The sequence below is a fragment of the Streptosporangium subroseum genome, from assembly GCF_900188345.1.
Classification (GTDB): Bacteria; Actinomycetota; Actinomycetes; order Streptosporangiales; family Streptosporangiaceae; genus Streptosporangium; species Streptosporangium subroseum.
This window is the reverse complement of record NZ_FZOD01000009.1, coordinates 182,922-205,841: the sequence shown is the minus strand read 5'-3', so window position 1 is coordinate 205,841 and position 22,920 is coordinate 182,922. Positions and strand designations below refer to the sequence as shown.

Annotated in this window: 19 protein-coding genes; 12 read left to right on the top strand and 7 right to left on the bottom strand. The window is 71.4% G+C overall.

Annotated features, from left to right (window positions below; genetic code table 11):
• The first annotated feature begins 28 nt into the window (after positions 1 to 28).
• From CHC08_RS12480 to CHC08_RS12470, 3 genes are all read left to right on the top strand, one after another.
• Positions 29 to 1,486, top strand: coding sequence for an MFS transporter (locus CHC08_RS12480; protein ID WP_179282003.1), 1,458 nt, complete (start codon positions 29 to 31; stop codon positions 1,484 to 1,486).
• 104 nt (positions 1,487 to 1,590) lie between these two features.
• The gene (locus tag CHC08_RS12475) at positions 1,591 to 2,691 is read left to right on the top strand and encodes an LLM class flavin-dependent oxidoreductase (RefSeq protein ID WP_089207392.1); all 1,101 of its coding nucleotides are present in this window, start codon (positions 1,591 to 1,593) and stop codon (positions 2,689 to 2,691) included.
• Positions 2,692 to 2,703: 12 nt separating this feature from the next.
• On the top strand, positions 2,704 to 4,092 hold the full coding sequence (locus tag CHC08_RS12470) for an NtaA/DmoA family FMN-dependent monooxygenase (protein ID WP_089207391.1): 1,389 nt from the start codon (positions 2,704 to 2,706) through the stop codon (positions 4,090 to 4,092).
• Positions 4,093 to 4,265: 173 nt separating this feature from the next.
• Here the strand turns inward: CHC08_RS12470 and CHC08_RS12465 are convergent, their stop codons facing one another.
• Both CHC08_RS12465 and CHC08_RS12460 read right to left on the bottom strand, forming a co-directional pair.
• Positions 4,266 to 5,396 carry an FAD-dependent oxidoreductase gene (locus CHC08_RS12465; RefSeq protein WP_089207390.1) on the bottom strand — a complete coding sequence of 377 codons (1,131 nt, stop codon included), beginning with the start codon at positions 5,394 to 5,396 and terminating at the stop codon, positions 4,266 to 4,268.
• Positions 5,397 to 5,563: 167 nt separating this feature from the next.
• A complete protein-coding gene (locus CHC08_RS12460; RefSeq protein WP_089207389.1) occupies positions 5,564 to 6,088 on the bottom strand; it encodes an inorganic diphosphatase in 525 nt (174 codons plus the stop codon).
• A gap of 61 nt (positions 6,089 to 6,149) precedes the next feature.
• Between CHC08_RS12460 and CHC08_RS12455 the strand changes: the two genes are divergently transcribed.
• The 4 genes from CHC08_RS12455 to CHC08_RS12440 all read left to right on the top strand — a co-directional run bounded on the left by CHC08_RS12455 (position 6,150) and on the right by CHC08_RS12440 (position 12,872).
• On the top strand, positions 6,150 to 6,341 hold the full coding sequence (locus tag CHC08_RS12455; RefSeq protein ID WP_143653190.1) for a hypothetical protein: 192 nt from the start codon (positions 6,150 to 6,152) through the stop codon (positions 6,339 to 6,341).
• A 150-nt stretch (positions 6,342 to 6,491) separates the two neighbouring features.
• Positions 6,492 to 8,855 carry a CehA/McbA family metallohydrolase gene (locus CHC08_RS12450; protein WP_089207387.1) on the top strand — a complete coding sequence of 788 codons (2,364 nt, stop codon included), beginning with the start codon at positions 6,492 to 6,494 and terminating at the stop codon, positions 8,853 to 8,855.
• A gap of 334 nt (positions 8,856 to 9,189) precedes the next feature.
• Positions 9,190 to 10,110 (top strand): carotenoid biosynthesis protein, encoded by a 921-nt coding sequence (locus CHC08_RS12445; RefSeq protein WP_245878281.1) that lies wholly within the window; start codon positions 9,190 to 9,192, stop codon positions 10,108 to 10,110.
• 44 nt (positions 10,111 to 10,154) lie between these two features.
• Positions 10,155 to 12,872 (top strand): ATP-binding protein, encoded by a 2,718-nt coding sequence (locus CHC08_RS12440; protein WP_179282002.1) that lies wholly within the window; start codon positions 10,155 to 10,157, stop codon positions 12,870 to 12,872.
• Between the two features lie 19 nt (positions 12,873 to 12,891).
• Here CHC08_RS12440 and CHC08_RS48175 read toward each other — a convergent pair whose 3' ends face one another.
• Positions 12,892 to 13,158: a hypothetical protein gene (locus tag CHC08_RS48175; protein WP_143653189.1), complete on the bottom strand. Its 267-nt coding sequence runs from the start codon at positions 13,156 to 13,158 to the stop codon at positions 12,892 to 12,894.
• Between the two features lie 99 nt (positions 13,159 to 13,257).
• Between CHC08_RS48175 and CHC08_RS49495 the strand changes: the two genes are divergently transcribed.
• Both CHC08_RS49495 and CHC08_RS12435 read left to right on the top strand, forming a co-directional pair.
• Positions 13,258 to 13,422, top strand: a complete 165-nt coding sequence (locus CHC08_RS49495; protein WP_179282001.1) for a hypothetical protein — start codon at positions 13,258 to 13,260, stop codon at positions 13,420 to 13,422.
• A 292-nt stretch (positions 13,423 to 13,714) separates the two neighbouring features.
• Positions 13,715 to 14,128 carry a spore-associated protein A gene (locus tag CHC08_RS12435; RefSeq protein WP_218825275.1) on the top strand — a complete coding sequence of 138 codons (414 nt, stop codon included), beginning with the start codon at positions 13,715 to 13,717 and terminating at the stop codon, positions 14,126 to 14,128.
• 265 nt (positions 14,129 to 14,393) lie between these two features.
• On the opposite strand, the gene CHC08_RS12430 is transcribed toward CHC08_RS12435, so the two are convergent.
• Positions 14,394 to 15,680, bottom strand: a complete 1,287-nt coding sequence (locus tag CHC08_RS12430; protein ID WP_089207384.1) for an esterase-like activity of phytase family protein — start codon at positions 15,678 to 15,680, stop codon at positions 14,394 to 14,396.
• A gap of 495 nt (positions 15,681 to 16,175) precedes the next feature.
• Here CHC08_RS12430 and CHC08_RS12420 point away from each other — a divergent pair, with 495 nt between their 5' ends.
• Both CHC08_RS12420 and CHC08_RS12415 read left to right on the top strand, forming a co-directional pair.
• The gene (locus CHC08_RS12420) at positions 16,176 to 17,603 is read left to right on the top strand and encodes a phytoene desaturase family protein (RefSeq protein ID WP_179282000.1); all 1,428 of its coding nucleotides are present in this window, start codon (positions 16,176 to 16,178) and stop codon (positions 17,601 to 17,603) included.
• Positions 17,604 to 17,662: 59 nt separating this feature from the next.
• Positions 17,663 to 18,997: a glycosyltransferase family 2 protein gene (locus CHC08_RS12415; protein WP_245878280.1), complete on the top strand. Its 1,335-nt coding sequence runs from the start codon at positions 17,663 to 17,665 to the stop codon at positions 18,995 to 18,997.
• Here CHC08_RS12415 and CHC08_RS12410 read toward each other — a convergent pair.
• Positions 18,930 to 19,544, bottom strand: coding sequence for a glycerol-3-phosphate acyltransferase (locus CHC08_RS12410; RefSeq protein WP_089207429.1), 615 nt, complete (start codon positions 19,542 to 19,544; stop codon positions 18,930 to 18,932). The two genes, CHC08_RS12415 and CHC08_RS12410, sit on opposite strands and share 68 nt — an antisense overlap.
• A 40-nt stretch (positions 19,545 to 19,584) precedes the next feature.
• Here CHC08_RS12410 and CHC08_RS12405 point away from each other — a divergent pair, with 40 nt between their 5' ends.
• Positions 19,585 to 20,229, top strand: coding sequence for a spheroidene monooxygenase (locus CHC08_RS12405; RefSeq protein WP_245878279.1), 645 nt, complete (start codon positions 19,585 to 19,587; stop codon positions 20,227 to 20,229).
• Positions 20,230 to 20,252: 23 nt separating this feature from the next.
• On the opposite strand, the gene CHC08_RS12400 is transcribed toward CHC08_RS12405, so the two are convergent.
• A complete protein-coding gene (locus tag CHC08_RS12400) occupies positions 20,253 to 21,155 on the bottom strand; it encodes a phytoene/squalene synthase family protein (protein ID WP_089207381.1) in 903 nt (300 codons plus the stop codon).
• The gene (locus CHC08_RS12395; RefSeq protein ID WP_089207380.1) at positions 21,152 to 22,615 is read right to left on the bottom strand and encodes a phytoene desaturase family protein; all 1,464 of its coding nucleotides are present in this window, start codon (positions 22,613 to 22,615) and stop codon (positions 21,152 to 21,154) included. The genes CHC08_RS12400 and CHC08_RS12395 overlap by 4 nt, the downstream gene beginning before the upstream one ends.
• Positions 22,616 to 22,920: the final 305 nt, after the last annotated feature.

Sequence of the window (22,920 nt, the reverse complement as noted above, 5' to 3'; positions counted from 1 at the left end):
TAACCACGAGGCCTCCGAAGGAGGGCTCGTGACCACTGGTTTCGATGCCGCTGGGCGCCGCGTGCTTGTGGTCTGTGCGCTCGGTGGGTTCACCACGCTGCTCGACAACTCCGTTCTGAACGTCGCCATACCGGCGTTGCGCGGTTCTTTGCACGCGGATACCACCCAGGTGCAGTGGATGGTGGCCGGATACTCCCTGGCCTTCGGCCTCGCTCTCATTCCCGGCGGCCGGCTCGGCGATGTCCGGGGCCGCAAACCGTTCTTCCTCGCAGGAATGACGATCTTCACCGTGGGTGCCGCGCTGGCCGGATCATCCCCTCATCCTTGGGCGCTCGTCGCGGCGCGACTGCTCCAGGGGCTCGGCGGCGGTCTGGTCAACTCCCAGATGATCGGCACGATGCAGGACACGTTCACCGGACACGCCAGGACGCGGGCACTCGGCCTGTACGCGATGACGGGCGGTGTGGCGGGCGGGCTCGGACCGCCGCTGGGCGGCGCCGTCATCGCGGCCGCCGGCCCCGACGCCGGATGGCGGCTCATCCTCCTCCTCGCCGTGCCGTGCGGCATGGTCACGCTGGCCCTCGCTGCGCGCCACCTGCCTCCCGCGCGAGCCCGGGCCGGCTCTCCCGACCTTGACGTGGTGGGGCTGCTGCTGATGGGCGGCCTGACCTTGTCACTGATGCTGCCGTTCGTCCAGCCCTCGACCGGTACGGCCGGACTCCTCTGGCTTCCCGTCGTGGGTGCCTTGGCCGTGTCGTTCTTCCTGTGGCAGCACCACTACGCGCGATCAGGACGCCGCCCACTGGTGCCTCCGGCGCTGGCACGGTCGGCTCCGTTCGCGGCGGGCACGGTGGTGGCGATGGGGTACTTCGGCTCCGGGCTGGCGTTCTCGCTGGTCCTGGTCATGTTTCTGCAGGAGGGTCTCGGGCTGTCAGCCCTCGCGGCCGCCGCCGTCACACTGCCCTCGGCGCTGTCGATGGTGGTCAGTTCCGCGCTGGCCTGGCGCGCGGCGCGCCGGTTCGGCCGGTACGCCGTCTCGGTGGGGCTCGCGCTGTCGGCGGGCTTCATGCTGGCGAGCGGCCTGGTCGGCCTGCTGGCCTCGCGATCCCACCTGCCCGTCCTGCTGGCGCTGTGCGGCATGTGCGCGAGCGCCGCCTCGGGACTCGTCATCTCCCCTCTCCAGGCGGCGGTCCTCCAGCACGCGCCCGCGGAGGCCGCCGGGGTGGCGGGGAGCATCCTGCAGATGTCCCAGCGCATCGCGGCCGCGGTCTGCATCTCGGCGGTGTCGGGAATCTACTTGCACGGCTCCTCCGCGGGCGCGTCCGGATACCGCCTGGCCTACTGGAACGCGGTCCTCACCTGCGCAGGCGTCGCCGCCTTCGCGCTGCTCGTCTCGCTCCTGGGGACGCACGGACGGCCGGGTCGTCCATCTCCCGGCATCCGGACCGTGGCGAAGACATCCGCGGGCAAGGGTTCCGGCGCGTGAGGCGGGAATAGATTGGCTTTTTATAGTATTCCTACCAATAATGAAGGTAATTGCCCCGACATGTCTTCGGGGCCGTGCCGTACGAGAGAGGGGAGGGCCGACCGATGAGTGACCACCGCACCCTGTTACTCGCCGTCGACCTGGACGGGGATGGCGCCCATCCGGCCGCCTGGCGCCATACCGGCCGTAGGCCCGGGGATGTCTTGACCGCCACCGCGTTGCGCGGTGCCGTCGGCGCGGCGGAGGCCGCGGGCTTCACGCTGGCGACCTTCGCCGACGCACCGGTGCCGCCGAGCCGTGGGCTGGATCCCGCCGGGCGGCTGGAGGCCGGCACCCGTGCCGCGTTCGCCGCGCCGCTGACCGATCGGATCGGGCTGGCGCCCACACTGCACGTGACCACGACCGAGCCGTTCCACCTCGCCACCCAGCTGGCGAGCCTCGATCATGCCAGCCGGGGCCGCGCGGGCTGGGTGGTCGGCGCGGCGCACGACATCGACGATCTCGCGACGATCGGGGCGAGCGCGCTGACCGACGATGCCGCGCGGCGCGAAACCGCCGACGTCGTCGACGTCGCGCGCCGGCTGTGGGACTCGTGGCAGGACGACGCGGTGATCAAGGACGTCGCCTCCGGCCGCTATCTCGACCCCGACCGCGTTCACCACGTGAACTTCACCGGGGCCACCTTCTCGGTCACCGGACCGCTCATCACCCCGCGCCCACCGCAGGGGCAGGTCGTCGTGCTCGCCCCGGCCGAACTGGAGATCGACGCTCGCGCCGACATCGTGCTCATCGGCGAACCCGATCCCGACGCGCTCGCCCGGCGGGCGGAGAGGGCCAGGAACTCCGGCGCGGCACTCGCCTTCGCCGAGGTCGAGGTGGTCCTCGACGCCGGCGAACCCGGGGCGCGGCGGCTCGCCGCCCTGGACGCGGCCACGCCGTGGCCGGACTCGGGACGGCTGCGATACGTCGGGCCGGCGCGCGGGCTCGTGGAACTGCTCCGGTCACTGGCGCCGGTCGTCGACGGGGTGCGCCTGCACCCGGCGGTGCTCGCCGCCGACCTGCCGGTGCTCGCCGGGCAGGTGCTGCCGGCGCTCGCGGCGGACGGGCTGTACCGAGAGCCCGAGCCCGGCGCCACGCTGCATTCGACGCTGGGCCTGTCCCGCCCCGCCAATCGCTTCGCCGCCCCGGCGAGCACGACCGCGTGAGGTGACACGACCATGACCACCACGACATCGCCCGGCCCGACCGGCGCCCCGTACGACCCGAACGCCCAGGTGCACCTCGGCGTGTTCTACACCGGAGTCGGCCCGCAACTCATCTGGACCGGCCCGGCCACCGCGCCGCACGTCGCCGTCGAGACCTTCGTACGGCTGGCGCAACTGCTGGAGCGAGGGCTCTTCGACGCCTTCTTCCTCGGCGAGGGCCTGCGCGTACGCGAGAACCACGGCCGCGTCTACGACCTCGACGTCGCCGGACGTCCCGACGCGATCACGCAGCTGTCCGCGCTCGCCGCCGTCACCGAACGCATCGGGCTGGTCGCCACACAGAACACCACGTACAACTTCCCGGCAGACCTCGCGCGCCGCCTGGCCAGCCTCGACCTGCTCTCCGACGGGCGGGCCGGCTGGAACATCGTCACCACCGACAACGCCTGGACCGGCGCCAACTTCCGCCACGGCGGCTGGCTCGCGCATGAGCGGCGCTACGAAAGGGCCACGCAGTTCGTCGAGGCCGCAAAAACGCTGTGGGCGTCCTGGGAGCCGGACGCCATCGCCGAATCGGGCGAGGCCAAGTCCTGGGCGCGGCCCGGAGCGATCCGTGACGTCGAGCGGGACACCGACCTGGTTCGGCTGCGCGCACGTGCCACCGTGCCGGCCAGCAGGCAGGGCCGTCCGGTGCTGTTCCAGGCCGGCGACTCGGGCGGCGGGCGCGAGCTCGCGGCGCGGCACGCCGACGTCGTGTTCTCCGCCAACACCGAGTACGACAAGGCCGTCGCCTACGCCGCCGACCTGCGAGCCCGGCTGGCACGCCACGGCCGCTCGCCGGACTCACTGCGGATCCTGCCCGGCGCCTCGGTGATCCTCGGCGACACGCCCGAGGAGGCCCGGGAACGCGCGGAGTGGGTGCGAAACGAGCAGATCTCGCCGCCGCGGGCGATCGCGTTCCTCGAGCAGTACTGGGATGCCGACCTGTCCGCCTACGACCCGCACGGTCCGCTGCCCGACATCGAGCCCGGCGAGGCGGAGCTCGACCCGTCACGCGGCACGATCCCGATCGAGCGGCGCACCGGCAAGCTCGCGCTCATCGCCCAATGGCGCGAGCTGGCCGCGGCGGAGAACCTGTCGATCCTGCAGCTCGTACGCCGCGTCACACCCCAGCACCGTTCGTTCGTGGGCACACCGTCGCAGGTCGCCGACGAGTGGGTGCATTACGTCCGCACCCGCGCGGTCGACGGTTTCAACATCACCCCGCACCTGGTCCCGTCGTCGCTGGAGGACATCGTCGACAAGCTGGTACCGCAGCTGCAGGAGCGCGGCGCCTACCGCACCGCGTACGAGGGAACGACGCTCCGCGACCACCTCGCCCTGCCCACGCCGACGTCGTGACGGAGCCGTCCGCTCCAAGGCGGCGGCGATCGTGGGGAACGCGCTTCTGTCGTCGGCCCGGCAGGCACCGGTCCATAGCCGGGTGGGGCGCGTAGCCGCATCCGGCCCGGCGAAGCACATCTCGTCGCCGGGCCGGACGCGGACGGCCCACGGACAGACCTGGCGGGGGGAGGTCAGTCGACGACGGGCGGGCGGTTCAGCGCGAAGCGCGCGTCGGGCCGCTCACCGGTGAGGGCGAGGTCGGCGAGGATCCGTCCGACCGCCGGAACGAACTTGAAGCCGTGCCCGGAGAAGCCCGCCGCCACGACGACGGGACCGACTCGGTCCAGGACGAAGTCGGAGGTCGGCGTCGTGGTGTAGGTGCAGCTGATCGGGGTGAGGTCGTCCGCGTCGACACCGGGCAGCCACGCACGGGCGTACTCACGCAGGATGCGCAGCTGGGCGGGCTCCGGCCGGAAGTCGCGGTCGTCGGGGTCGACCACCGGACCCGTGCCGTGAAATCCGGCCTTGACACCCTCGCCGGGCGTCCAGAGGCCGTACACACCGCTCAGGTACCCCGTGGCCTTCAGCGACTCGTCGTCGAGGTGGTGCACGAAGCTGGGCCACGCCACGTCGTCGCGCAGCGGGGTGAAGTGCGCGGGCTGCTCCTGCGTGATACGCAGCGGCGGCAGCCGCACGAGCCCGCCAAGCAGCTTCTCCGCCCACGCCCCGGCCGCGACGACGACCCTCTTCGCGTGGTAGACGTCCTCGCCTGCCACCACCTCGACGGCGTCGTCGCCGCGTACCACGATCGAGGTGACCGGCGTCTCGTGCCGGACGACGGCGCCCAGCCGGACCGCCTGCGCCTGGAGCGCGGACAGGGCGTCGTCGGCGTGCAGCCGCCCGCTCGCCGGATGAAAGAGCACCCTGCCGTCATAACGCAGGCCGGGCCAGCGCTCGGCGGCCTCCTCGGGGGCGAGCCACTCACCCGGCGCACCCTCCGCCTCGACCGCCTCGGCCAGCAGGCCGAGATCCGCCGTCCGCCCATGGTCGACTCCGCCGGTACGGGTGAGCAGGGAGGCACCCGAGGCGGCCTCAAGCTCCCGCCACAATCCCTCGGCCTCCTGGGCGAGCCTGATGTAGACGGGCTCGATGTAAGAGACGCGGAAGATCCGGGACGCTCCGTGCGAGGCTCCGCGCACGTGCCCCGCCTCGAATCGCTCCAGCAGCACCACGTCGGCCCCGCGACCGGCCAGCCGCCACGCGGCCGCCGACCCCATCCCCCCGCCGCCCACGACGACGACGTCCACCTCGTGCCTGGTCATCCACAACTCTTTCCGATTTTCATACCACTCAACTCATGCCACTCGACACGGACGGCGAGGCTCTCGCGGCGACACACCCCTGCCTCGGCCGCGCGGCCTACGGGTCACCTCGACCGACACTCCGAGTACGTTTCCGGTAGAAGAAAAGTCAATAATACCTACCTGTTTTACATAGAAAGACCATCCGCGGGCGCGGGCGGGCCGCCCTCGGGTCCCCGTGACAGGCGATTCACGGCCTGGACGATCACTTCCTCGGCCTTCGCTCGTGGTTCCCAGCCGCGGACGTTGGTGCTCTTGCCGGGTTCGAGGTCTTTGTAGACATCGAAGAAGTGGCCTATTTCCTTGAGCACGTAGGGCTGGACATCCTGAATGTCCTGGACGTGCGCGAAGCGGGGGTCATTGGCGGGCACGCACAGGATCTTGGCGTCGGGACCCCGTTCATCATGCATCCAGAAGACCCCTACGGGACGGACACCGATCACACAACCCGGGAACGTCGGGGTCTCACCGAGCACGAGAGCGTCGAGCGGATCGTCGTCTTCGGCCAGGGTGCCGGGCACGAATCCGTAGTCGTACGGGTAGGCGGTCGAGGTGAACAGCAATCGGTCCAGCCGGAGCCGCTGCTTGGCCTGGTCCATCTCGTACTTGTTGCGTGACCTCTGCGGCGTCTCCACGATCATGTCGAAGCGCATCTCAGGCCCCCTTTCCGGCGGCGCGGCCTCCGTGCTTGCCGGCCGGCACGCCGTCCTCATCATGATAAGGCGTGCCATTTCCTATGGTCAGCGCCCGGGGCGCGTGTTCACGGTGTGGTCGAGCTGGACCAGCGGCAGGGGCGCGGGCGTGTCGGACCCGGCGGTCGCCGAGGTGAAGCGCCACGCGGTCTGCGTGTGGGTGGAGTACGGATACAGCGAGGCATCGCGTTCGGTCGTGGTGACGAGCCGGTAGGAAAGCGTCTTCGATTTCCTGTGGTTGACGGTACGAACCCTCGCCTGACGTTCAGGTCCAGGTCATCCGGGGGTCATCGCCCGGGTGAAGGGTGGACCGGTCCACCTCTCCTCCGAGGCAGGACGTCCCCAACCAACAGACGGAGAACACATGCGCATCCGCGCGCTGTTCGCTACCGCCGCCGCGGGCGCGCTCGCCCTCATAGTCGCCGCGAGCCCCGCTCTCGCAACCCCCGGCGCGGCAGACGACACTCATACGGCGAAGGCCCCGGTCGTCACGACCCAGCACCCCGGTGCGCCCCGCGAGCGCGAGCTCATCGGCGCGCTGCACGAGCACAGCGGCTACTCCGACGGATGGCCCGGCTCCCGGCCCGCCAGCTACTTCGAGTCCGGGCGCGACAAGCACGACCTGAACTTCGTCGGCTCGAGCGAGCACACCTCGAACGTCAACTCGCCGTTCACCTTCAACGAGGAGTGCCTGGACCCGCGGGTCGCGCCGAGCTGCCAGAACGCCGATCCGGTCAACCCGCTCGACGCGCTGCGCAAGTGGGACGCGGAGCTCGAGCAGGCCAAGGCCGCGACCGACCCCGCGAAGGACTTCGTCGGCTTCCGCGGGTTCGAGTGGACCTCGGACCGCATGGGCCACATCAACGTCTACTTCTCGCGCGAGAACTCGCTGCCCGAGACCGACGGCGGCACCATCGCGATGGACCGCTTCTACGACTGGCTGACGACCACCGGCAAGGACGGCCTGGCGGTGTTCAACCACCCCGGCGACAAGACGCTGTGCGGCCCGCTGAAGTGCGACGTCCGCAGCGACCTCGGCTTCGGCTGGGAGGACTTCAAGTACTTCCCGAAGGCCGACGACCAGATGGCCGGCATCGAGGTCTTCAACGGCGGCAGCGACTTCGGCTCGGCGCCCGGGCACAACGCCCCGCCCGAGGGCTGGTACGCTCACGCGCTCGACAAGGGCTGGCACGTCGGCGCGATCGGCGCCGAGGACAAGGGGCACGACCGCACGGACGACTGGGGCGGTTCGCAGTACGCCAAGACCGTCGTCCTGGCCAAGGCCAACACCGAGAAGGACATCAAGAGCGCGATGGCCGACCGCCGCTTCTACGCGGTGCTCGACAACGCGCTGCGACTGGACTTCACGGTCGACGGGCACGCCATGGGCGAGCGGATCCACGCCAACGGCAAGCGCCCGCTGGCGATCGACGCGCACGTCCGCGGGTCGAGCACGCCGCTGCAGCTGGAGCTTGTCAGCAACGGCGGCAAGGTGGTCGCCGGCGCGACCGGTGACCGGCTCAACGCCTCGCTGAAGGCGGGCGACGACACCTGGTACTTCCTCCGGGTCCTGCGCGACGGGCGTCCGGTCGCGTACTCCAGCCCGATCTGGGTCAACGACGGCAAGCAAGCGGGCGCGCCGAAGGCGCCCAAGGGCGACCTGAGCACCACGGGCGGCCGCTGGCTGGCGGGCGACCTGAACGTCCACAGCTGCTTCTCCAGCGACGTCTACTGCGCCGGGACCGACGACGCGAGCACGGCCGACCCGTTCCGCCAGGGCGTCGACGTCCGCTCGCGCTTCACCGAGGCGGGCAGCCGCGGGCTCGACTACCTCGCGGTCACCGACGACAACGACGTCCGCTCGGCGAAGGCGCCGGGCTCCGGCAGCCACGGCGTGCTCGCGATCCCCGGCTACGAGGACAAGGTCAAGGGCGACGCCCACGTGCTCGGCGTGGACAAGCTGCTCGGCAACGGCGACGGTTCCGCCGCCGCGATCAACGCGCTCGCGAACGAGGCGCGCGCGAAGGGCGGCCTCTTCCAGATCGACCACCCCGGCTCCAAGATCACCAAGAAGTTCGCCGGCTGCGACGCCTCGACGCTCACCTGGGGCTACGGGTTCGACGTGCAGCCGGACACGATCGAGGTCTGGAACCCGAGCTCGAGCATCCGCACCGCCGAGGACTACCTCGACTGCTGGCTGCAGCGCGGCGCACGCGTCGCCCTGACCGGCGGCAGCGACGCCCAGACGCAGTACGGGCAGCCTCAGGGCGCCGGCTATCCCACCACCTGGGTGCTCGCGCGCAACCGCTCGCAGGGCGCCGTGCTCGAGGCGCTGCGTGCCGGTCGCACCAGCGTGTCCGTGCTGCCGCCGTCCGTCGGCGGGCGTCCGCTCGTGATCGAGGCCAAGCGCGGCGGGCGCTTCGTACCCGTCATCGGTGACAACGTCCGCCCGGGTGAGAAGCTGCGCGTGCGCTCGCTCGACCCGCTCACCGACGGCTCGCTGCGCGTCCTCGCCAACGGCCAGACGCTGCTCGACCAGCACCTCACGCGCGACAAGGCGATCGAGTTCACCGCCCCGGCCCAGCCGGGCTGGTTGCGCGCCGAGCTGCGCCTCGGCAACGACCTGCTCGAGCAGACCCCGCTCTGCGGAGCGATCGACCTCGGCGCGAACCTGTGCCCGTACGACGCGGCGATGGTCGCGATGACCTCTCCCGTCTACATCCGCTGATCCGTCGATCTCGGTAACGACGGAGGCCCCGGTCCGATGGACCGGGGCCTCCGTGCCATGTGGGAGGTCTCGCAATCCGTGGAGTCCGCGGCTTGCCCGTGAGGTCCCCTGTGCGGTGGGTGCGGGCCGTCACATGTCGCCGCGGGCCCGCCGGGTTCGGCTCCGCCTGGCCCGGGGGTCACGACGAATACCTGACCGGCGCCTACCGCTGGACTGACCCTTCAGAGGGCACAGCACAGGGATGAACGGCGGACGTCTCGGTCTCGGAGCGGTAAGACGCGCGATCCGGAGGAGGCCGTCCCCGGACGACCCGCGAACCGCGGACACCCCGCGAGTGGCAATCGCCCCGCGGGCGGCAGACGGTCCACGAGCGGCGTACGGCCTGCGAACGGCGTACGGCCTGCGAACGGCGAGCGGTCGGCGAGCGGCGTACGGCCTGCGAACGGCGAGCGGTCGGCGAGCGGCGTACGGTTTACGGGCGGCGAGCGGCCTGCGAGCGGTCGGGGATCCGCGACCGGCGAGCGTGCTCGGCGGGGCGCTGCTCCTCACGATGGTCGCCGCCCAGGTCGCGACGGGGCTTCACCCGCAGCCGATCCGGCTGACCAGCACGGTCGTGCTCCTCCTGGCGGCCGGTGCCCTGGCCTTCGCCACCACGGCCCACACCTTCCCCAGGGCGGTCGCGGCGTTCGGTGCCGTGGTCGCGACCGGCTACGCGGCCGAGTGGATCGGCGTCAGAACGGGCCTGCCGTTCGGCGACTACGGCTACAGCGGCCTGCTCTGGCCACAGCTCGGCGGGGTTCCGGTGATCGTCGCACTGGCGTGGGGCGGCATGGGGCTGGCGGCCCACGCCACGGCCGCCGCGGTGGCCCCGGAAAGCCGGGCGGGGCGGCTCGCGCTGGGGGCGCTGGCGCTCACCGCCTGGGACCTGTTCCTGGACCCGCAGATGATCCGGCTGAACCTGTGGACCTGGCACGACCCCGGCCCCTACCGGGGCGTTCCGGTCGGCAACTTCGCCGGCTGGCTGCTGGTGTCCCTGCTGGTCATGGCCCTGGTCGATCACCTCGTGGCCGATCCCGCCGCGAGAAGCACCGGGCTGGTCTCGATCTACACGGTGATGGCGGCCATGGAGACCATCGGCTTCGCGGCGGTCTTCGACCCGCCGGACCCGCTGGTCGCGACCGCCGGAGGAATCTCCATGGGCCTGTTCGCCCTGCTCGCCTGGAGACGCGGGTGGCGAGGACACCGCGATCGCTGAAGGGACCGGCGCCCGCGTTGCCGTCGCGGCGTAAGATCACAGGAGTGTTGCTGGGGAGAGACCCGGAGCTCGGGGTCATCGATCGACTGGTGGATGAGGTACGGGCGAGCACCGGCCGTGCCCTCGTGCTGAAGGGCGAGCCCGGAATCGGCAAGTCGGCCCTGCTGGACCACGCGAGGCGGGCCGGGCGGGGAATGCGCGTGCTGCGGGTGACGGGTGTCGAAGGTGAGGCCGAGCTGCCCTACTCCGCCCTTCATCTTCTGCTGCGTTCCGTCATCGACCGTATCGACGTGCTGCCCGAACCTCAGGCCGCCGCGCTCCGTGGCGCCTTCGGGATGGAGCCCGCCGCCGGCGCGGATCGGTTTCTGGTCGGGCTCGCCACGCTCACCCTGCTGTCCGAACTGGCCACGGAGCTGCCGCTGTTGTGCCTGGTCGACGAAGGTCACTGGATCGACACCGCGTCCGCCGACGCGCTGCGTTTCGCGGGGCGACGCCTTGAGCACGACCCGGTCGGCCTGATCGTGGCGACCAGGGAACACAGGGAACACGACCGCTCACCTGACCACGCGCGGTCCTTCACGGACCTGCCGGTCATGGAGCTCGCCGGGCTGCCGCACGACGCGGCGACGGCTCTGCTCGCCCAGGAGGCTCCGGGGTTGCCGGCGCGGCTCCGCGACCGGGTGCTGGCCGCGGCGGGCGGCAACCCGCTCGCGCTGCTGGAACTGCCCAAGACCGTGGGCGACGAGGACCCGTCGGGCACCGATCCGCTGCCGATCAGCGAACGCCTGCAACACGCCTTCACCGGGCAGATCGACCGGTTGGAGGAGACGACCAGGAAGCTGCTCGTCATCGTCGCGGCGGAGGGCACCGGTGAGCTGGGCACGGTCATGCGGGCAGCCGGCCGGCTCGGTGTGCCGACGACCGCCCTGGCCGAGGCCGAGCAGGCCGGGCTCATCGTCGTCGCGGCCGGCTCGGTGCGATTCCGGCATCCGCTGGTGCGGACCGCGGCCTATCAAGGCGCCCTGTTCACGCAGCGGCAGGCCGTACACCAGGCCCTGGCCGAGACCATGGAGGGGAACGATCCGCACCGGTGGGCCTGGCATCTGGCCGCCGCGGCGTTCGGGCCGGATGAGCGAGCCGCCGCCGCCCTGGAGCGTACGGCGGAGAGCTCCGTACGGCGAGACGGCCAGGCCGCGGCCGTCGCGGCCTACGAGCGGGCGGCACAGCTCAGCCAGGACGGTGCGGCGCAGAGCCGGCGGCTGTCGGCCGCCGCGGTGGCGGCGATCGAGGCCGGCCAGTTCCAGCGTGCCGAGGGATTGTGCGACGCGGCCGAGCGGCTGACCGGCGAGCCGCTCGTCCTCGCCCGGCTGGCCGGCACCCGCGGCCGGCTGGAGTTCGAGCGCGGCAGCCCGCGCGTCGCCGCGCGCCTCACGATCGACGGAGCCGCCAAGATCGCCGTTGAGGCGCCGGAGGACGCCGCCGGAATGCTGGTGGTGGCGACCTACTACGCCGGGCACGGCGTGGACCTCCCGCTGGCGAGCGAGGCGGTGGCGCTCCTGGACACGCTCGATCTGCCGGCCGACCACGACTTCCAGCCGTACATGAGCCAGGCACGCGGCTTCCATAAGATCATCACGGGTGAGGCCGCCGATCATGCCATGTTCTTCGCGCTCCGCCCCACCTCGGTCTGGGAGCAGACCTGGACGGCGCGGGTGCTCAACGTCGCCGGACACGCTTCGGCGGCGCTGGAGATGTCCACGGCCATGGTCGCCGAGACCCGCGCGGCCGGGCTCATCGGGCACCTGGCCAACGCGCTCTTTCACCAGGCCTGTGCTCAGGCGCTGCTCGGCCGGCACCAGGCCGCGGCCGAGTCGGCCGAACAGGCCCTCACGATCGCGGACGACACGGGTCAGGGCTCGGTCGCGACCTACCTGCGCGGGTTGCTCGCCTGGCTGGCGGCGCTGGACGGGGACGACCAGCGCTGCGTCGCGTACGCCGACGAGGCGATCCGCTACGCCGAAGACCATCGCGCCCCGCCGAGCGCGGCGGACGCGACCTGGGCGCTGGCCCTGCTCGATCTCGGTCACGGCCGGTACGAATCCGCGCTGAGCCGCATGGAGAACCGGTGGCGGTCCTGGCTGTACAGCACCGCCTGGGCCCGGAGCACCGCCGACCACGTCGAGGCCGCGCTCCGGGCCGGGGAGCCCGGCATCGCGGCCCGGCTGGTCGGTGAGCTCGAAGCCGACATCGGGCAGCATCTCGACCCGTGCGGCCCGTCCATCGTGTCCCGTTGCCGTGCCCTGGTCAGCCCGGCCGAGGAGGCCGAACACCACTTCACGACGGCCCTGAAGCCGGGGGCGTGCGAGGACCGGCCGTTCGAACGGGCGCGCACTCTGCTCGCCTACGGCGAGTGGCTCCGGCGTGAACATCGCAAGACCGAGGCGCGGGTCCAGCTCCGGGCCGCCCTGGAGCTCTTCCAGCGCACCGGCGCGAAGCTCTGGGCGAGCCGCGCGCAGGCCGAGCTGCGGGCCACCGGCGACCGTTCCGTCACCCGTGTCCCCGTCGAGTCCAGCCTGATCGGCCGGCTGACCCCCCAGGAGCTCCAGGTCGTACGGCTCGCCGCGACCGGCGCCACCAACCGCGACATCGGGGCGCAGATGTTCCTCAGCCCGCGCACGGTGGCCCAGCACCTCTACCGGGCCTTCCCCAAGCTCGGCATCACCACCCGTACCGAACTCGCCGCCCTCGACCTCGATCTGTGATCGGCACATCCACTGTCGATCAGCGCCGGGTGCCGACCCCGGTGTGGCTGCGGGGCTGCTGGGCGCGATCGCCGGGTTCGTCTGGCAGCCGCCATGCGGCGAACGCCCGGCCGGCAGGCATGAGGGCCGTGAAGATCAGCCGACGGATGCGGGTGAACGCTGCGGCCACGTCCTGGCAGCGATCACCCTGGATGACGACCCGGTCCCGGTACTCGCCTGATCCGGCGACCCGATTGTGACCGAGCGTTTCAGTTGGCGGGAATCGCCCGCTGAAACGCTCAGTCACCGCAATTGATCGTTACGAGGCGCCGTTAACCGGCTTCGAGAACCGGGATTCCTCAACACCGGCACCGGCCTCGGCTACAACACGTACGCCAACCCATTCGTGTGCAAGCCCGCCTACAAGCAGTCGGTACGGCAGAAATACACCGGCCGGGAGTTCATCGTGCCGAACATGACCTTCAGCCGGCTCCCGAGCATCGTCTCCATCGAACTGGACCTGGGCACCCTGTCCGAGCGCGGCTTCCTGAAGGCCGGCTACTGCTGCTGATCGCCTGCCCTACGTTCGCGGCCGCCGTCGAGGACGTTGTCGCGGTGAGCCCGCTACCGGCGACAACTCATCGGAGATCACTAAGTACGGCCGGCGTGTTAAGTCATCTGACGCAGCTCTTCGGTCGCGGTCGAATTCAAAACATCGACCAGATGAATCAGCCGCAAATTACCGGTTAACGGCCCAAATTTCCCTTGAGCCGATTTAAGCAATCCGTCGGATTCATCCAAAGATCGCGTTCCCATAACGTTTCCCATGGATGACGACCCATGCATTCGACGAAAGGTCCCCAGTGAAAAACATATTGAAGCGAGCCGGACTGCTCGCAGGCGCCATGGCCATGTCCGCCGGGATGGTCGGGGCGATGACGTCGCCCGCCTCCGCCGCCACCCCGGCCAGCATCTGCGGCGCCGGTTACTCCGTGATCGACTCCAATGCCGTCGGCGCCTACGCGACGGTCTACCTGCTGTACAAGAGCGGCGGCGACAACTGCGTCGTCACCCTGCTGAAGAAGCCTGACGGCAAGAAGCACCAGCTCGGAGCCTACCTCCGGTACCAGGGTGGCCCGATGGTCAAGGACGTGAACAACTACACCACCTACGCCGGCCCGGTGCGGGTGCACGCGCCGTCGAAGTGCATCGAGTGGAGCGGCCTCTCCGGCATCGACGACGGCACCTACGTAAGCCCCTGGGAGCACTGCGGCTGACCCGTCGCCCGGTGTACGGATCCCGCTCCCCGGCGAACGGGGGGCGGGGTCCATTCGATTTTCCGCCCGCCTGGCCTGGACATCAGTTGTGTGGCGTATGGCAAAAAGGCAAGAGGCGCTTCGGGTTACCGGCCGCGTTGTCGGGCGTGACGACGCTCGCGAGCATGCTGATCGGCTCGCCCGTCCAGGCCGCGCGGGCGGATCCGATCGAAACGCCGTCGGCCCGGACCAATGATCCGGGCCGACGGGAGATCTCAGCTGGTGATCATCCGAGCGCGCGGGGCAGCTTGATGACGAGCAGGCGGCTGGGCACGCCGGTGTCGATCAGCTTGCCGTTCTCGTCGAACTCGCCGAGACCGAAGTCGTTGTCGTTGGCGACCGCGATGGTGGTGCGGTCGAGCACGGCGACGCCCTCCAGCTTTCCGGGGACCTTGGAGATGGCCGCCAGGTCGACGGTCAGCTTCTTGGCCAGCGGCTTGACCTTCGACGGCAGCGCCGTCTCCAGGCTCGGCTTCGTCCGCGCGAGGTCGTACTTGCCCCAGAGCAGGTTGGTGGCGCCGCGCAGGTCCGCGGTGTAAAGGCGGGCGACGTTGTCGGTCCGCTCCTCGACGAGGAGCTTGCCGCCACCGAGACCGACCACGGAGGAGATCTTCATCGCGCTCTGGTCACCCTCGACCTTGGGGTCGAACTTGGTGACGTCCTCGAAGACGTAGGCGTACTCGCCGACGGGCTTGCCGGTCCGCAGGTCGACCGCCAGGATCCGGGTGACCTTGGAGGTCTTGCTGATGTCCTTGTCCGGGTTCTCCAGCGGGCTCTGCAGCGCGACGTAGAGCCGGTCGCCGGAGATGCCGAGTCCTTCGAAGCCGCGGTTCTGCTGTCGCTTGAGGAAGATGCTCGGCAGCGTCTCGTGCACCGGGTAGCCGGTGTGGGTCAGGTGGAGCCCTCTGGGCACGTAGCGGGCCAGGATCCGGCCGTTCGCGGCGACCCGGACCAGCGACGGGCTGTACTCGTCGACCAGCCAGAACTCACCCTTGGACGTGCGGATGATGTCCTCGGTGTCCAGGCCGTTCGGGTCGTACGGGAGGGTCGTCTTGCCGTCCCAGCCGTACGGCTTCTCGTCGTGGTCCTTCTGGTTCGACAGGCCCGTGATCGGCTTGCCCGCCGAGGTCTTCAGGGTGATCGTCTGTGCGATCTTCGCCTTGCCGTGCTGTACGGAGACGCGGACGATGGCGGGGGCGAACCCCGGAGCCGGGAAGGTCCGGCGCTTCTCTCCGTCGATCTCCGGCTGACCGTTGGGGCCGCGGTCGGTGACCATCCAGTACTCACCGGAGCGTCCCGCGGGGTACAGACCGCTGCCCACTCCGCCGAGCTTGACACCGTGATCGTCCTTGACGAGGTGACGCTCGAAGTCGGCCAGTGCGGGCGCGGGCAGCGTCACGTCGCTGATCACGCGCGGCGCCCCGGAGGTCGCGGTGGCCGTGGCCGGTCCGGCCGCGGCGAAGGCGAGCGCCGCGGCCATCGAGGCGGCCAGGGCAGCAGGTACAACTCGCATCAAGGATGCCTTTCTGGCGTATTCAGGTATAGCGGTGCACAAGCTAGCGAGAGCACCTAGACATCGGATGGCCCCGGTATGTCCAGATCATGAACACGGGCGCGAGCGAACACGGTCATGGACACGGGCATGGACACGGACACGGACACGGACACGGACACCGTCAGGCCACCGGCGACGTCGCCTCACGTCCGCCCCCGCCGAAGGCGCAGGCGTGCCCGGCTCCGGGACGTCAAAGCGAACCTGACCGGGACCGGCCGATCCGATGACCCGTCGTCGGGCACAGCAGTGACGTGAACAACGGCCGGCCCGGCAGGAACGCGTCATCACCGGGGACAGAAGAGTGCTGCGCGAAGGCGCGGATGCCGAGAATGACGCGCCCGTCCGTCCCGCCTACACGGATGACGGAAGTAACGCGCCTGTCCTTCCCTCTGACGCGGAGGCGCAGGTGAGGGAAGTGGCAGGCCCGTCCTTCCTGCTCGTACGGAGGCACGGATGGTGGAAGTGATCGTGATCGGCGGCGGGGTCGGAGGCATGGTCTCCGCCCTGCTGCTGGCCCGGCAGGGACATCGGGTGCGCCTGTACGAGCAGCGGTCCCGGCTGGGCGGCAAGCTCGCCGAGCACAGCCGCGACGGCTTCACCTTCTCCCTCGGTCCCTCCCTGCTGACTCTGCCCGAGGTCTTCACCGGCCTGGGCGTGGAGCTCGATCTCGTCGAGCTCCCGGAGCTGTGCCGCTACCGCTTCGCCGACGGCTCGACCCTGGCGGCGTATCGCGATCCTGCCAGGATGGCCGCCGAGGTGGAACGTCTCGCGCCCGGCGAGGGCGGCAACTGGCTGGCCTTCCACGACTGGGCGCGCGGGTGCTTCGACGCGTCGCGCCGCACCTTCTTCTCCGGACCGCTCACCCGGCCGTCCGCCGAGGCCCGCCTGCCCGACCTGCTGGCGGTCGCGCCCGGCCGGACCCTCGACGGCCTGGCCCGCCGCTTCTTCGACGATCCGCGCCTGCGCCAGTACGTCGACCGGTACGCGACCTACGCCGGCTCCAGCCCGTACCGGGCGCCGGCGGCGCTGGGCTGCATCCCGGCGATCGAGCACGGCGAGGGCGGCTGGTACGTGCCGGGAGGGCTGCCCCGCATCGCCGACGCCCTGGCCGCGCTGCTGGAGAAGGCGGGCGTGGAGGTCGCTCTCGGCGCCGAGGTGACGGACGTGCTCGCCGACGGCCGTCGCGTCCTGGGCGTACGGCTGGCATCCGGCGAGCGCGAGCGCGCCGACGTCGTGGTCGCCAACACCGACGCGGCGGCGCTCTACGGGCGGCTGCTGCCCGATCGCCGGCGCCTGCGGCGCATCGCCGGGCTCGGCGCCTCCTCCTCGGCCTTCCTGCTGCTGGCCGGTGTGGACGGCAGGACCGAGGGGCTGGCGCACCACTCCATCGTCTTCTCCGCCGACTACCGGCGGGAGTTCGCCGACATCTTCGACCGGCGCAGGCCGCCGGATGACCCGACCGTCTACATCGGCTGCTCGGCCGTGGACGACCCCTCGCAGGCGCCCCCGGACGCCGAGAACTGGGTCATGCTGGTCAACGTCCCGGCCCGCGACCCGGCCAGGTGGCCGATGTCTCCCGAGGCGTATCGCGACCTGGTGCTCGACCGCCTGGCCGCCCGGGGCCACGACCTGTCGGGACGGCTGCGCTTCGTCGACCTGTTCACCCCGGCCGATCTGCGCGAACGGTACGGCGCGTGGGGCGGCTCGATCTACGGCGGCGCCTACTCCGGGCGGCTGGCTCCGCTGCGTCGTCCGGGCAACCGCGGCCCCCGGCGGGGTCTGTACCTGGTGGGAGGCTCGGTGCATCCCGGCGGCGGGCTGCCGCTGGTGGCGATGGGCGGCCGCATCGTCGCCTCTCTCGTTCAGGAGGACCTCTCGTGAAGGAGGACCTCTCCCGCCCTGGCCGGTTCCGCCCCGGCGGCGAGTCCTTATTCCCGCCCGTGAGACCGCTCACCGCGCGCCGGTCCGTGAACCCGCTCGCCGCGCTTCAGGCCGCCGCCGCCCTCGCCGTGGGGGTACGGCTGGCCCGCGGACGCACCCGCCTGCCCGCGCTGACCCCCGTCAAGGCGACGACCGCGCGGATCTCGGTGGTGATCCCCGCCCGCGACGAGGAGCGCCGCATCGGCCCCTGCCTGTCGGCCGTGCTCGCCGATCCCGCCGTCACCGAGGTCATCGTCGTCGACGACGAGTCGGGCGACGGCACGGCACGGCTGGCCGCGGAACTGGGGGCGAAGGTCGTCTCGGGCGCGCCCCTCCCCCGAGGCTGGGTGGGCAAGCAGTGGGCGTTGCGACAGGGGGTCGAGGCGGCGGACGGCGACGTCGTCGTGACCCTGGACGCGGACACCCGGCCGGTGCCGGGCCTGTTCGGCGCGGTCGCCGCGGCCCTGGACCGCTACGACCTGGTCACCGTGGGTCCCAGGTTCGTGTGCGACGGAGCCGCGGAGCAGGCGCTGCACGCCTCGTTCCTCGCGACGCTGGTCTACCGGTTCGGTCCGATCGGGCCGTCCACTCCCCCGGCTCCGCACCGTGTCGTGGCCAACGGCCAGTGCATGGCGTTCCGCCGTACGGCGATGCTGGCCGCCGACGGGTTCGCGCGGATCCGCGGGTACACGACCGACGACGTGGCTCTGGCCAGGGCACTGACCGCGGACGGGTGGGCAGTCGGGTTCCTGGACGCGGGCGGCCTGCTCGAGGTGGACATGCACGAGTCGGTGGCCGAGGTGTGGCGGGAGTGGGGACGGTCGCTGCCGCTGCGCGACGTCACGGGTCTCCGCTGGCAGGCCGCCGACCTGGCCGTCGTCTGGCTCACCACCGCGCTTCCCATCCTGCGGCTGGCGGCCGGGCGGCCCACCCGGCTCGACCTGGCACTGCTGGCCGTACGGCTTCTGGTGACCGGCGCGCTGCGCGGCAGCTACACCCGGCCGGGACCGGGCGTGCTGCTCTCCCCCCTGCTGGACCCGCTGACGGCCGCCCGGCTGACGCAGGCCACGTTCCGTCCGGTACGCACCTGGCGGGGCCGTACCTATCCCCCGCTCACAGCCGATGCCGACCTAACGGTCACGGCCGACGCCCATCCGGCGACCGCGACCGGCACCCGGCGTCCGGCGACCGCGACCGATGCCTGCCGTCCGGCGGTCACGGCCGACACCGACCCGACAGCCACGACCGATGCCCACCCGGTGGTCACGGCCGACACCGACCCGACGGTCACGACCGGTGCCCGACCCGCTCCAAGCGGCCGGTCCGCGCCGCCTGACCGAAGCGCAGCCCGATGAGGCCTATCAGCAGACAGGTCCACGCCACGTGTTCGACCGGTGCGAAGAGCAGGTGGAGCGGCGGAATGCCGAACACCCCGGTTCGCGCTCCGATCGTGAAGGAGCGCGCCGCCATGCTGATGGCGACCACGGCGGCGACCCCGAGCAGGAAGCCCTGGGGGCAGATGACGGCGAAGCCGCCCACGAAGGTGAGGATCGACCGGCCGCCCCTGAAACCGGCGAACACCGGCCAGGCGTGCCCGGCCATCGCCGCGGCCACCGCCAGATACACCGGCACCACGCTGTCGCCGCTCACCCCGCCGGAGTCCGTGGTGTGCAGGCCGCTGACCACCAGGGCGAGCAGCCCGGCGAGCGTGCCCTTGAAGACGTCGCCCACGAAGACGGGCATGGCCGCCTGCCAGCCGATCCGCTCCTGGACGTTCCAGAATCCGGGATTGCGGTCCCCCACCTCACGGGGGTCGAAGCCGTACACGCGGCAGACCGGCACCGCGACCGGCACGGATCCGAGAAGGTAGCCGCCGATGACCGCGACGAGCAGAGGAACCATCGCTTCTTTCCACCTCACCAGGTATACGGATGTGGGAGCCATGCGCTACATGGCGTTCGACCGGCCGGTGCTGAGGAGCACGCCGGGGTTGTCGTTCTGGCGGTTGCTCGGCTCTGGCCGCGGGACGTCGATGAGCCTGGGCGCGGACCTGCGCCGCTGGGCGCTGCTCGCGGTGTGGCGCGAGGAGCGGGCCCTGGAGGAGTTCCTGAAAAGCTCTCCCGTGGCGGCGCGCTGGCGGCGCGAGGCGCGGGAGTCCTGGCAGGTACGGCTCACGCCTCTGACCTCGCGCGGCCGGTGGGGCGGGGTGGAGCCGTTCGGCCCGGACATCGGGGGGACGCCGGGGCCGAACCCCGGCGGGCCGGTCGCCGTACTGACACGGGCCTCGATCCGGCCCTCCCGGTTGGTGCCGTTCTACCGTTCGGTCCCGGAGGTGGATCGCCTCCTGCGAGAGCAGGACGGCTGCCTGGCCTCGGTTGGCGTCGGTGAGTGGCCGCTGGCCCGGCAGGCCACGTTCTCGCTGTGGCGCGACGCCGGAGCGGTGCGGGACTTCGCCTACCGAGGGCACGCGCACCGGGGGGTGGTCGGCAGGACGCGGGCGGAGAACTGGTACTCCGAGGAGTTGTTCGCCAGGTTCGTCCCCTACGGCAGCGAGGGAACGTGGAACGGGGCCGACCCGCTCGCCTGACCGGTCCGCCCCGCCCGCTCGGCTCACGGCGCCCGGACCGTCATCCGGCGCTCGGTACGGTCGGCCACGGACGCCTCCAGCAGGTGCCGCGCGAAGATCGCCAACTTGCGGCGCCCCGACACGGTGACCCTGGTCCCGAGAACGTCGTGACCGCCTGCCTCGATCCGATCGAGGATCCCGCCGTACAGCTCGCAGGCCGCCCTGACGCACGGCCGCGAGGAGGGGGTCAGCAGGTCGACGCCCTCCGTGGCCAGCCGGTAGTGGCCGCGCGCCCGCCTGACCTCGAAGGCCAACAGCTCGCGCAGGGCCGGGGTGAGGCCGCGGCGCCCCAGGTCGGCCTCGCGCACCCCGAACGCGTCCAGGTCCTCCAGCGGCAGGTAGATCCGGCCGCGCGCCAGATCCTCCGCCACGTCACGTAGGAAGTTGGTCAGCTGGAACGCCAGCCCGAGCTGGCGGGCCGGCTCGCGGGCCTGCTCCTCCCTGCCCGGCAACGGTTCGAGTACGGGCAGCATCATCGTGCCGATGGCCGCCGCCGAACCCTCCATGTAGCCGAGCAGGTCGTCATAGGTGGCGTAGCGGCTGACGGTCAGGTCGGCCCGCATCGACCGGAGGAAGGCCCTGATGTCACCGTGGTCGATGCCGAACGAGCGCACGGTCTGCGCGAACGCCGGGAGCACCGGGTCACCGCCGCCGGAGTCGCCGGCCAGTACGCGGGTGAGCCGGGCGGTCAGGCCGTCGAGGGCCGCGGCACGGTCGCCCGTCACCGTGAAGGAGTCCACGATCTCGTCGGTGTAGCGGGCGAAGCCGTACAGCGCGTGCACGTGTGGCCGCTTCCAGGCGGGCAGCAGCAGGGTGGCCAGGTAGTAAGAACGGCCGTGGCGGGCGTTGAGCCTGCGGCAGAGCTCGTAACTGCCGGTCAGGGTCATCGGGATGTTCCCAGGACGCGTTCCGCGGCCAGCTTGCCGGAGATCAGCACCGGTGGCACTCCCACCCCCGGCGCGGTGTACATGCCGGCGAAGTGCAGCCCGGGGACGCGCCGGGCCACGCCGGACGGCCTGAACCAGGCCGTCTGGGTGAACCGGTGGTCCAGGGCGAACGGCGTGCCCGCCGAATGGCCGAGCCGCGCCCAGGCGGGTGGGTCGAAGGTGAGCCTCGGGGCGGTCGTCAGGTCGCCGTAGCCGAGGTCGGCGAGCCTGCGGAACAGGCGGTTCTCCAGTTGCGGGGTCAGCCGGTCCCAGTCGTTCGCGCCGTGCAGGTTGGTGGTCGGCTCCAGCACGGTGAGGGTGGCGTGGCCGTCGGGGGCGGCATCGCCGTCCGTCTCCGGATAGGTGACCAGCAGGTTCGGGTCCGGCTGCGGCCGGCCTTCCTTGAGCGCGGCGAAGGTGGCGGCCCACTGCCGGCCGATGTGCAGGGTGTGGTGGGCCTGACCGGGCAGTCGCCGGTCGAGCCCGAAGTGGAGGACCAGGCAGGAGGGTGAGTAGCGGGGACGGCGGAGCCGCCAGTCGTAGGCCGTCTCGGGGAGCAGCCCGGCGTGGGCGCGGGGCAGGTCGCAGGCGACCACGACGTGCCCGGCGGCCAGGCGCTCCCCGGTGTCGAGCCGGACCGCGCAGACCCCGCCGCCGGGCCCGGTCTCGACCTTGGCGGCCCGCACGCCGTACCTGATCTGCGCCCCCGCCTTCTCGGCCACGGCGGCCATGGCCTGGGGGATGGCGTGCATGCCGCCGTAGCGCGGGAAGAAGACCCCGCCGACCGTGTCCATGTGGGCGACCACGGCGTAGATCCCGAGTGCCTGCCGGGGTGCCAGGCCCACGTACAGGGCCTGGAAGGTGTGCGCCTTGACCAGCCGGGCATCGGTGAGGTGGCTCTCCACGAGAGACTCCAGCCGCCGGAAACCGCCCAGGGCGGCCAGCCGCGCCAGAACGCGCGGCCGGGCCAGGTTGCGCAGCCGTGTCATGTCACGGTCGATGAAGGCGGGCCATTCGGCGGCGAACAACTCGCCGAGCAGCGCCCGGAACCGCCGGTACCTGTCGGCCTCCGCGGCGCCGCACAGCCCGCGTACCTGCTCGATCATCGCGTCCTCGCCGGGCACCACGTCCAGGTGGGAGCCGTCGTGGTAGCGCAGCCGGTAGTACGGGTCCAGCCGCCGCAGCGGGAGGACGCTCTCCATGTCCTCTCCCGCGGCGGCGAAGACATCGGCCAGGACGTCCGGCATGGTCAGCACCGACGGCCCGGTGTCGAAACGGTACTCACCCGTGTTCGCGGTCCCGCAGCAGCCTCCCGGCACCTGCTCCGCCTCCACGATCGTGACGTCCCGTCCGGCGGCGGCCAGCCGGATCGCCGTCGCGAGGCCGCCGAGCCCGGCTCCGATCACCACGATCGGGCTCACGAGCTCCTCCTGGCCGCCAGGCCCGCGAACGCGGCCTCCGGCTTCGCCGTCTCCCCTGTCTCCCGCCGGATCGTCCCCTCGGGCCGGCGGTCCGTCCGCCCCCGAAGACGATCCGCCTTTTGGGTGACGGCGACCATGGGCATCGCTCCTCCGCGTCGTTGGAGAGAAATTCGCAGGCGAGATCACGTTCGGACACGACCGTCCCGGCGACGGGCCGGGCAGGTCCGCAGTCGATCTACTTCGCGCGATCCATCCCCACGCTCACCTGCCGGTAAATCAATTCACGGCGCAAGAAGACGTAAAAA